The 9727-nt window shown below is 67.1% G+C and carries 10 protein-coding genes; 5 read left to right on the top strand and 5 right to left on the bottom strand.

Annotated elements, in window-relative coordinates; all coding sequences use genetic code 11:
- From AC1D2K_RS21860 to AC1D2K_RS21850, 3 genes are all read left to right on the top strand, one after another.
- On the top strand, positions 1-885 hold an 885-nt coding region (locus AC1D2K_RS21860; RefSeq protein ID WP_478090926.1), incomplete at its 5' end, for a biotin/lipoyl-containing protein.
- Positions 886-1917 carry a biotin synthase BioB gene (bioB, locus tag AC1D2K_RS21855; protein ID WP_478090925.1) on the top strand — a complete coding sequence of 344 codons (1032 nt, stop codon included), beginning with the start codon at positions 886-888 and terminating at the stop codon, positions 1915-1917.
- Entirely contained in the window at positions 1914-2390 is a 477-nt protein-coding gene (locus AC1D2K_RS21850) for a VOC family protein (protein WP_478090924.1), read from the top strand. Before bioB ends, AC1D2K_RS21850 begins: the two co-directional genes overlap by 4 nt.
- Positions 2391-2420: 30 nt before the next feature.
- Here the strand turns inward: AC1D2K_RS21850 and AC1D2K_RS21845 are convergent, their stop codons facing one another.
- The 5 genes from AC1D2K_RS21845 to AC1D2K_RS21825 all read right to left on the bottom strand — a co-directional run bounded on the left by AC1D2K_RS21845 (position 2421) and on the right by AC1D2K_RS21825 (position 6987).
- Positions 2421-3056 (bottom strand): LysE family translocator, encoded by a 636-nt coding sequence (locus tag AC1D2K_RS21845; protein WP_478090923.1) that lies wholly within the window; start codon positions 3054-3056, stop codon positions 2421-2423.
- Between the two features lie 7 nt (positions 3057-3063).
- Positions 3064-3690, bottom strand: coding sequence for an RnfABCDGE type electron transport complex subunit B (locus AC1D2K_RS21840; RefSeq protein WP_478090922.1), 627 nt, complete (start codon positions 3688-3690; stop codon positions 3064-3066).
- 4 nt (positions 3691-3694) lie between these two features.
- Positions 3695-5098 (bottom strand): polyhydroxyalkanoate depolymerase, encoded by a 1404-nt coding sequence (locus AC1D2K_RS21835; RefSeq protein ID WP_478090921.1) that lies wholly within the window; start codon positions 5096-5098, stop codon positions 3695-3697.
- Between the two features lie 111 nt (positions 5099-5209).
- A complete protein-coding gene (locus AC1D2K_RS21830) occupies positions 5210-5818 on the bottom strand; it encodes a nucleotidyltransferase family protein (RefSeq protein ID WP_478090920.1) in 609 nt (202 codons plus the stop codon).
- On the bottom strand, positions 5791-6987 hold the full coding sequence (locus AC1D2K_RS21825) for an amino acid aminotransferase (RefSeq protein ID WP_478090919.1): 1197 nt from the start codon (positions 6985-6987) through the stop codon (positions 5791-5793). Before AC1D2K_RS21825 ends, AC1D2K_RS21830 begins: the two co-directional genes overlap by 28 nt.
- A 106-nt stretch (positions 6988-7093) precedes the next feature.
- Between AC1D2K_RS21825 and uvrB the strand changes: the two genes are divergently transcribed.
- Positions 7094-9196, top strand: a complete 2103-nt coding sequence (gene uvrB / locus AC1D2K_RS21820; RefSeq protein ID WP_478090918.1) for an excinuclease ABC subunit UvrB — start codon at positions 7094-7096, stop codon at positions 9194-9196.
- Between the two features lie 255 nt (positions 9197-9451).
- On the top strand, positions 9452-9727 hold a 276-nt coding region (locus AC1D2K_RS21815), incomplete at its 3' end, for an Rrf2 family transcriptional regulator (RefSeq protein ID WP_478090917.1).

The following is a 9727-nucleotide window of genomic DNA, read 5'->3' as shown; positions in this document are numbered from 1 at the left end:
CCGATGTTCTACGACTCGATGATCGCCAAGCTGATCGTGCACGGGCGCGACCGCGCGCACGCCATCGCGCTGATGCGCGAGGCGCTCAACGGTTTCGTGATCCGCGGCATCAGCAGCAACATTCCGTTCCAGGCGGCGCTGCTCGCGCATCCGAAGTTCGTCAGCGGCGACTTCAACACCGGCTTCATCGCCGAGCACTACGGCCGCGGCTTCCATGCCGAGGACGTGCCGCACGACGATCCCGATTTCCTGGTCGCGCTGGCGGCCTACATGCACCGCCGCTACCGGGCGCGCGCCTCCGGCATCAGCGGCCAGCTCGAGGGCCATGGCGTGAAGGTGGGCGAGCAGTTCGTGGTGGTCGTGATGGACGACAAGGGCATGCATGTGCACAAGCCCGTGTCGGTCACCGATTTCCACGGCCACTCCGGCTCCAGCGCGGTGGCGGTGGGCGGCCACGCCTACAAGATCGACAGCAGGGCGCCGCTCGGCAGCATCCGGGTCGAAGGCATGGTCAACGACCGTGTCTTCACCGCGCAGGTCGAACGCGGCGCGGGCAAGAATCCGCTGGCGCTGCGCGTCGTGCACAACGGAACGCAGATCGAGGCGATGGTGCTGTCGCCGCTCGGTGCGCGGCTGCTCGCGCTGATGCCGTACAAGGCCCCGCCGGACCTGAGCAAGTTCCTGATGTCGCCGATGCCGGGCCTGCTGGTCGAGGTCTCGGTGCAGCCGGGCCAACAGGTGCAGGCCGGCGAGAAGCTCGCGGTCATCGAGGCGATGAAGATGGAGAACGTGCTGTTTGCGACGCAGGACGGCGTGGTCGGAAGCATCTCCGCGGCAAAGGGTGAATCGCTGTCGGTCGATCAGGTGATCATGGAGTTTGCGTAAATGGGCGCCAACGAACTTCCGGCCGCGAAGGCCGTCACCCTGCACCGTCCGGCGGTGAAGCCCGCCGCACCCACCGGTCCGTGGAGCGTCGAGGCGGTCCAGGCCCTGCTCGACAAGCCCTTCAACGACCTGTTGTTCCAGGCGCAGACGGTGCATCGCGCGCATTTCCCCGCAGCAGATATCGAGCTCGCCACGCTGCTGTCGGTCAAGACCGGCGGCTGCCCCGAGAACTGCGGCTATTGCCCGCAGTCGGCCGAGTTCGACACCGGCGTCCAGGCGCAGAAGCTGATGGAGGTCGACGAGGTGCTGCGTGCCGCGCAGGCCGCCAAGGATGCGGGCGCGACGCGCTTCTGCATGGGCGCCGCCTGGCGCGCACCCAAGGACCGCGACGTCGAGAAGGTCGCGGTGCAGGTCGAGGCCGTGAAGGGCCTGGGCCTGCAGACCTGCGCCACGCTCGGCATGCTCGAGCCGCAGCACGCACTGCAGCTCAAGGCCGCGGGGCTGGACTACTACAACCACAACCTCGACACCGCACCCGAGTACTACAGCGATATCGTCGACACCCGCAGCTACCAGGACCGGCTCGACACGCTGGCGCACGTGCGCGCGGCCGGCATCAGCGTCTGCTGCGGCGGCATCGTGGGCATGGGCGAGGCGCCGGTTCATCGCGCAGGGCTGATCGCCCAGCTCGCCAACCTCGCCCCCTATCCGGAGTCGGTGCCGATCAACAGCCTGGTGCGCGTGCCGGGCACGCCGCTGGCCGATTCGGAACCGATCGATCCGCTCGATTTCGTCCGCATGATCGCGGTCGCGCGCATCACGATGCCGAAGGCGCGCGTGCGTCTGTCGGCCGGCCGCCAGCAGTTGGGCGACGCGGTCCAGGCGCTGTGCTTCCTGGCCGGCGCGAATTCGATCTTCTACGGCGACAAGCTGCTGGTCACGGGCAACCCCGATGTCGAGGCCGATGTGAAGTTGCTGGCCAAGCTGGGTCTCCAGGCCCGTTCGACCGTTGAACAGGGAGCATGCGCATGACGCGTCCATTCAAGGTGCTGGGCATCCAGCAGATCGCGATCGGCGGCCCGGACAAGGGCCGGCTGCAGAAGCTGTGGGTCGAGATGCTGGGTCTCGAGGTCACGGGCACGTTCAAGAGCGAACGCGAGAACGTCGACGAGGACATCTGCGCGATCGGCAGCGGCCCCTTCAAGGTCGAGGTCGACCTGATGCAGCCGCTGGACCCCGAGAAGAAACCCGCGGTCCACACCACGCCGCTGAACCACGTGGGGCTGTGGATCGACGACCTGCCCGTGGCCGTCGAATGGCTCACGGCACAGGGCGTGCGTTTCGCGCCGGGCGGCATCCGCCAGGGCGCCGCCGGTTTCGACATCTGTTTCCTGCATCCGAAGAGCAACGACGAATTCCCGATCTCGGGCGAGGGCGTGTTGATCGAACTGGTGCAGGCGCCACCCGAAGTGGTCAAGGCCTTCGCGACGCTGGCCGGCGGCTGATCGGGCTCCGATCGGTCTCTGATCGGCGGTTCAGGCCCCGGGCCGTCGCCACACTGCGAGCGTGGCTGCCAGCAGCCACATTCCGATGGCGCAGCCGCGGTTGAGCGCGCGCAGGCTGCCCTGCGAGAGCCAGCGCACGGCCTGGGTGCCGGCCGTCGCGTAGCCGAGCATCACCAGCGTGTCGATGCCGACGAAGATCGCGCCAAGCGTCAGGTACTGCGGCGCCTGGCGGTGCGCGGTATCGACGAACTGCGGCAGGAAAGCCGCGAAGAACAGCAGCGATTTCGGGTTCGACAAGGCCACCGCCAGGCTGCGCAGCAGCGCCAGCCGGCCGCGCAGCGGCCGGGCCGAGGAGGCGGCCAGCGCGGCTCCGACGTCGGCCGGCGGGGTGCGCCAGAGCTTGATGCCGAGCCAGGCGAGGTAGAGCACCCCGGCGACGCGGATCGCATGGAAGAGCCACTCCGAGGCCGCCAGCAGCGAACCCAGGCCCAGCGCGACCGTGGTGATCACGATGCAACTGCCCAGCGAGGCGCCGGCGATGCCCCAGGCGGCGGCACGCATGCCGCCCGAGATGCCGTTGGACAGCGCCAGCAGCATGGTGGGACCGGGCGTGATCGCGAGCGCGATGGAAGCGAAGGCGAAGAGGAGCAGGGTGTCGACGCTCATCGATGGCTCATGGCTTGCGCAAGTCCTTGGCTGCCGCGCGGGCACGGGCCAGCGCCGCTTCGACGATCGCGCGCTTGCGATCGGTGGCGTCGGGCGCGTCCGCTCGCGCGTCCTTCGCCGGTGCGGCCGAGGGCGCTCCTTGGGCTCGTCGGCTGGCGTGCGCCTGGTAGCGGGCGCGCGCATGATCGGCCTGTTCCTGCGACCAGGCCTGCCAGCCGCTTCGGCCCGGCGTGACCGTCTCCAGCGAGATGCAGTCGACCGGACAGACCGGGATGCACAGTTCGCAGCCCGTGCAGTGCGCGTCGATCACGGTGTGCATGCGCTTGTGAATGCCCACGATGGCATCGGTGGGGCAGGCGTCGAGGCAGAGGGTGCAGCCGATGCACCAGGCCTCGTCGATCACGGCCAGGGCGCGCGGCCCCTCGGTGCCGAACTGCGGATCGATCGGCCGGACGGGCCTGTCCGTGAGCCGCGCGAGACGCTGCACGCCTTCGGCACCGCCGGGCGGGCATTGGTTGATGTCGGCCTCATGGGCCGCGATGGCCTCGGCGTAGCCGGCGCAATCGGGGTAGCCGCAGCGCGTGCACTGCGTCTGCGGCAGCGCCTCCAGCAGGTGTGCGGCCGTCGGGGTCACGATCTCATGCGGTCTTGCGCTTGACGGCGCTCGAGCGCCGAGTCACCGGCGTCTTGCGCGCCGCCACCGTCAGCGGCTTCTTGGGCGCCGGGCTGGCCTTGATCGTGTCTTCCGCAGCGAGGATCGCGCGGCCGGCGCGTTTCTGCGGCTTGTCGTGCGCCGCAATGAAGTCCCGGACCTCCGGGTAGACCTGGTCGCGCCAGCGGCGTCCGCTGAAGATGCCGTAGTGGCCTGCGCCCTTGACCTCGAAATGCCGCTGCTCCTTGGCGGAGACGCCGGTGCACAGGTCATGCGCGGCGCGGGTCTGGCCGGAGCCGGAGATGTCGTCGAGTTCGCCCTCGACCGTCAGCAGGCCGAGCGAATGGATGTCCTCGGGCCGCACCGTTTCGCGCACGCCGTCGGCGTTCTTCACCTCCCAGGTGCCGTTCACGAGGTCGAACTTCTGGAACACCGTGCGGATCGTTTCGAGGTAGTAGTCCGCATCCATGTCGAGCACCGCGTTGTACTCGTCATAGAACTTGCGATGCGCCTCGGTGCTGGCGCCGTCGCCCTTGATCAGGTCCTTGAAGTAGTCGTAGTGGCTGCTGGCGTGGCGGTCCGGGTTCATCGCCACGAAGCCGGTGTGCTGCAGGAAGCCCGGGTAGACGCGTCGGCCTGCGCCCGGAAAGCCGTCCGGGACGCGGTAGATCACGTTGTTCTCGAACCACTCGAAACTCTTGTTCATCGCCAGGTTGTTGACCGCGGTGGGCGACTTGCGGGCGTCGATCGGGCCTCCCATCATGGTCATCGACAGCGGCGTCTTTTCGCCGCGGCTGGCCATCAGCGACACCGCCGCCAGCACCGGCACCGTGGGCTGGCAGACGCTGATCACGTGGCAGTTGCCGTACTCGGCCTGCAGGTAGCGGATGAAGTCCTCGACGTAGTTGACGTAGTCGTCGAGATGAAATTCGCCTTCGGACAGCGGCACCAGGCGCGCGTTGGTCCAGTCGGTGATGTACACCTTGTGGCCCTGCAGCATGGTGCGCACGGTGTCGCGCAGCAGCGTGGCGTAGTGCCCCGACAGCGGCGCCACGATCAGCACCACCGGCTGGCTCTTGAGCGTCTGCAGGGTGTCCGGCTCGTCCGTGAAGCGCTTGAAGCGGCGCAGCTGGCAGAAGGGCTTCTCGATCTCGACGCTCTCGTGGATCACCACGTCGTGGCCATCCACCATGACCGTCTTGATGCCGAACTCCGGCTTCTCGTAGTCCTTGCCCAGCCGGTAAAGCAGGTCGTAGCCGGCGGCCATGCGCTGCGCCATCGGCGCCTGGCCGAAGGCAGCGCCCTGGCTGTAGAGTTTGGAAGCGGCCTGCGCGAAGTCGGCGAAGGGCTCCATGAGGGAACGCTGCGCTTCGTAGAGTTGGTAGAGCATCGGGGTGGCCAGGGAGTTGTTGCAATGCAATATATCAGCAGCGCTTGACCGGAAGTAGAGTGGCCGCCCGATTCAGCCGATGCCGTCGTGATATTCGTCCCATTGCCGCGTTCAGGGCTGCGGCGAGGTGGCGTCCAGGACCGTGAGCCAGGGCCATCGCGACCGGTAATCCGCTGCCTTGGCGGCATAGAGGCGCGGCTGATGGCAGCGAGAATTGGGCCGAAGGACCCCTGCGTAGAGCCCCTGAAGGCCGAAGGGCGCGTAAAGCAGCGGGCCGCCCGCCTGCGGCTGCAGCCCGACGCAGGTGCAATCCACCAGGAATCGGTCGATGCCGTCGCGCGAGCACAGCGAAGGCGCATAGCTGGCGCCGAAATAGTCCGCATACCAGGTGTGGACTCTGGCCTGGTTCTTGGTCTCGATGGTGACCGGCAGCCCCGAGAAGTGCCGCCGCACCCGTTCGTCGACACGCTGCTCCGCTTCGGCCGACAGGTCGGCGGCGTCGAAGTAGAACAGGTCGTAGTCGCGGATGCCGGCCTCCGGGGGGCGTCCGCAGCGCAGGTTCCAGACGCTCTGGAACAGGCAGCCGGCCACCAGCCAGGCATCGGGCAGGGCCAGCGCGGGCAGGCCCTCGAGGATCGCCCGGTTGTTCGGGTTGCGCAGCGCGTCCCCGACGAAGCGATCCTGCAGGTCCGTCAGAGGACCTTGGCGATGCTCTGGCAAACGTAGTCGATGTTCTTGCTGTTGAGCGCCGCCACGCACATGCGGCCGGTGTCGGTGCCGTAGACGCCGAACTCTTCGCGCAGGCGCACCATCTGGTCCTTGGTCAGGCCCGAGTAGCTGAACATGCCGATCTGCGAGGTGATGAAGCCCATGTCCTGCTTCACGCCGGCGGCCTTGAGGCCGTCGACCAGCTTCTGGCGCATGGCCTTGATGCGCACCCGCATCTCGGCCAGCTCCGCTTCCCAGACAGCGCGCCGTGCCGGGTCGTTGAGCACCGCCGCCACCACCGCGCCGCCGTGGATCGGCGGGTTGCTGTAGTTGGTGCGGATCGCGATCTTGAGCTGCGACAGCACGCGCGCCGCTTCTTCCTTGCTCTCGCACAGCACCGAGAGGGCGCCCACGCGCTCGCCGTAGAGGCTGAAGCTCTTGGAGAACGAGGTCGAGACGAAGAACGTGAGGCCGGCCTCGACGAACTTGCCGATCACGGCGCCGTCTTCCTGGATGCCGTGGCCGAAGCCCTGGTAGGCCATGTCGAGGAAGGGGGTCAGCTGGTTTGCCTTGACCGCCGCAATGACCTGGTCCCACTGGGCCGGCGTGATGTCGTAGCCGGTCGGGTTGTGGCAGCAGGCGTGCAGCACGACGATGGTGCCCGCGGGGGCCGCCTTCAGGGCCGCCAGCATGCCTTCGAAGTCGATCCCGCGCTTGGCGGCGTCGTAGTAGGGGTAGCTCTGGACCTCGAAGCCGGCATTGGTGAACAGCGCCCGGTGGTTTTCCCAGCTCGGGTCGCTGATCAGCACCTTGGCTTGCGGGCTGAGCTTCTTGAGGAAGTCGGCGCCGACCTTCAGGCCGCCGGTGCCGCCGATCGCCTGGATGGTGGCGACGCGACCGGATGTCACCGGTTCGCTGTCGGCGCCGAAGACCAGGCCCTTGACCGCGTTGTCATAGGCGGCGATGCCGTCGATCGGCAGGTAGCCGCGGGCGCTGGGCGCCTTCATCATGTCCTCTTCCGCGGCCTGCACGCACGCGAGCAGCGGCAGCTTGCCGTTGTCGTCGTAGTACACGCCCACGCCGAGGTTGACCTTTTTCGGATTGCCGTCGGCCGCATATTGCTCGTTGAGGCCCAGGATCGGGTCGCGAGGCGCCATCTCGACGGCGGTGAACATTGACATGGAAAGTCCTTTGGATGATCGGTTCACGTGAAGCCGGGTCCTGCGTTACGCTGCCCGGTTGGCTTGAATTTTACCGGTCGCGCCATCAACTCCCCGAGTCCACGCCATGCCAGATACCACCGAAGTCATTCCCGAACCGCAACACGCCGATCCCGTGGGCCCTGCCCGGCAGGGCGAATTCGTCACCTTCCCGGGTTCTCCGTTCGAGCTCTACCAGCCCTATCCCCCGGCCGGCGACCAGCCGGCGGCCATCGCCGGGCTGGTCGAGGGCATCCAGGACGGCGAGGTGTTCCAGACCCTGCTCGGCGTGACCGGCTCGGGCAAGACTTTCACCATGGCCAACGTGATCGCGCGGCTGGRCCGCCCGGCGATCGTGTTCGCGCCCAACAAGACCCTGGCGGCCCAGCTCTACAGCGAATTCCGCGAGTTTTTCCCGAAAAACGCGGTCGAGTACTTCGTCAGCTACTACGACTACTACCAGCCCGAGGCCTACGTGCCGCAGCGCGACCTGTTCATCGAGAAGGACAGCTCGATCAACGAGCACATCGAGCAGATGCGGCTGTCGGCCACCAAGAGCGTGCTGGAGCGGCGCGACACCGTGATCGTGGCCACCGTGAGCGCCATCTACGGCATCGGCACGCCCGAGGATTACACGCAGATGCGCTTCATCATGCGGGTGGGCGACAAGATCGGCCAGCGCGACGTCATCGGCCGGCTGATCCGCATGCAGTACACGCGCAACGAGCAGGATTTCTCGCGCGGCACCTTCCGGGTGCGCGGCGACACCATCGACGTCTTCCCGGCCGAGCACAGCGAGCTGGCGATCCGCATCGAGCTGTTCGACGACGAGATCGAGTCGCTGCAGCTGTTCGACCCGCTGACCGGGCGGATCCGCCAGAAGATCCCGCGCTTCACCGTCTACCCGTCGAGCCACTACGTGACGCCGCGCGACAAGGTCCTGAGCGCGGTCGAGACCATCAAGCTCGAACTCGACGAGCGGCTCAAGCACTTCGTCTCCGAGGGCAAGCTGGTGGAGGCGCAGCGGATCGAGCAGCGCACCCGCTTCGATCTCGAGATGCTGGCCGAGATCGGCCACTGCAAGGGCATCGAGAACTACACGCGCCACCTGTCGGGCGCGGCGCCGGGCGAGCCGCCGGCCACGCTGACCGACTACCTGCCGAAGGACGCGCTGATGTTCCTCGACGAGAGCCACCAGATGATCGGCCAGCTCAACGGCATGTACAGCGGCGACCGGGCGCGCAAGACCACGTTGGTCGAGTACGGCTTCCGGCTGCCTTCGGCGCTGGACAACCGGCCGCTCAAGTTCGAGGAGTTCGAGAAGCGCATGCGCCAGTGCATCTTCGTCTCGGCGACGCCCGCGCAGTACGAGAAAGACAATGCCGGCAACGTGGTCGAGCAGCTGGTGCGCCCGACCGGCCTGATCGACCCCGAGGTCGAGGTTCGCCCCGCCACCCACCAGGTCGACGACGTGCTGCAGGAGATCCGCCTGCGGGTCGACAAGAACGAGCGGGTGCTGATCACCACGCTGACCAAGCGGATGGCCGAGCAGCTCACCGACTACCTGGGCGACAACGGCGTCAAGGTGCGCTACCTGCACAGCGACGTCGACACGGTCGAGCGGGTCGAGATCCTGCGCGACCTGCGGCTCGGCACCTTCGACGTGCTGGTCGGCATCAACCTGCTGCGCGARGGCCTSGACATCCCCGAGGTGTCGCTGGTCGCGATCCTCGATGCCGACAAGGAAGGCTTCCTGCGCGCCGAACGCTCGCTGATCCAGACCATCGGGCGGGCGGCACGCAACTTGAACGGCAAGGCGATCCTCTATGCCGACCGCATGACCGACTCGATGAAGAAGGCCATCGGCGAAACCCAGCGGCGGCGCGAGCGCCAGATTGCCCACAACCTGGCTCACGGCATCACGCCGCGCAGCATCGTGAAGCAGGTGCGCGACCTGATCGACGGCGTCTACAGCGAAAAATCGGGCAAGGAGGCGGCCAAGCGCGAACTGGAACGCGCCAAGGTCGAGGACATGTCCGAAAAGGACATCGCGCGCGAGATCAAGCGGCTCGAAAAGCTCATGCTGGAGCACGCCCGAAATCTCGAATTCGAGAAGGCCGCCCGTGTCCGCGACCAATTGGCGGAGCTCCGGGAACAGGCCTTCGGCGGCCCCGGCCACGACAACCTTTGAGTTTGCGTCCCGGCCGGGGCTACACGCAGTGAGCCAACCTGGGGGCGAGCCATGCCCCCGGGTTTACCCCAGCGGGCCGCAGGGGCTTCTGCTATACTTGACCGAAACACTCAAGAACAAAAGAACTTCGCGATGAAGGGCCGACTCCAACCTAAAGGTTCACCTATGGAGCAGGAGGCGGGCAGGGCGGAGACGACGTCACCGCGGCCTCCAGGCCTGGTGTCATTTCAACGGTAAGCACTCAAGGAGCTTGCGATGCGTCTCACTACCAAAGGCCGCTTTGCGGTCACGGCCATGATCGACCTGGCACTGCGCCAGAACACCGGTCCGGTCACGCTGGCTGCGATCAGCCAGCGGCAGCAGATCTCGCTGTCCTACCTCGAACAGCTGTTCGGCAAGCTGCGCCGCCACGAACTGGTCGAGTCGACCCGCGGCCCCGGCGGCGGCTACTCGCTCGGCCGCAAGGCGGCCGACATCACGGTGGCCGACATCATCGTCTCGGTCGACGAGCCGATCGATGCCACCCAGTGC

Source organism: Variovorax sp. P1_H12_2 (genome assembly GCF_056405335.1).
Note: the sequence above shows the minus strand (reverse complement) of the source record. Positions and strands in the feature narration are given on the sequence as shown.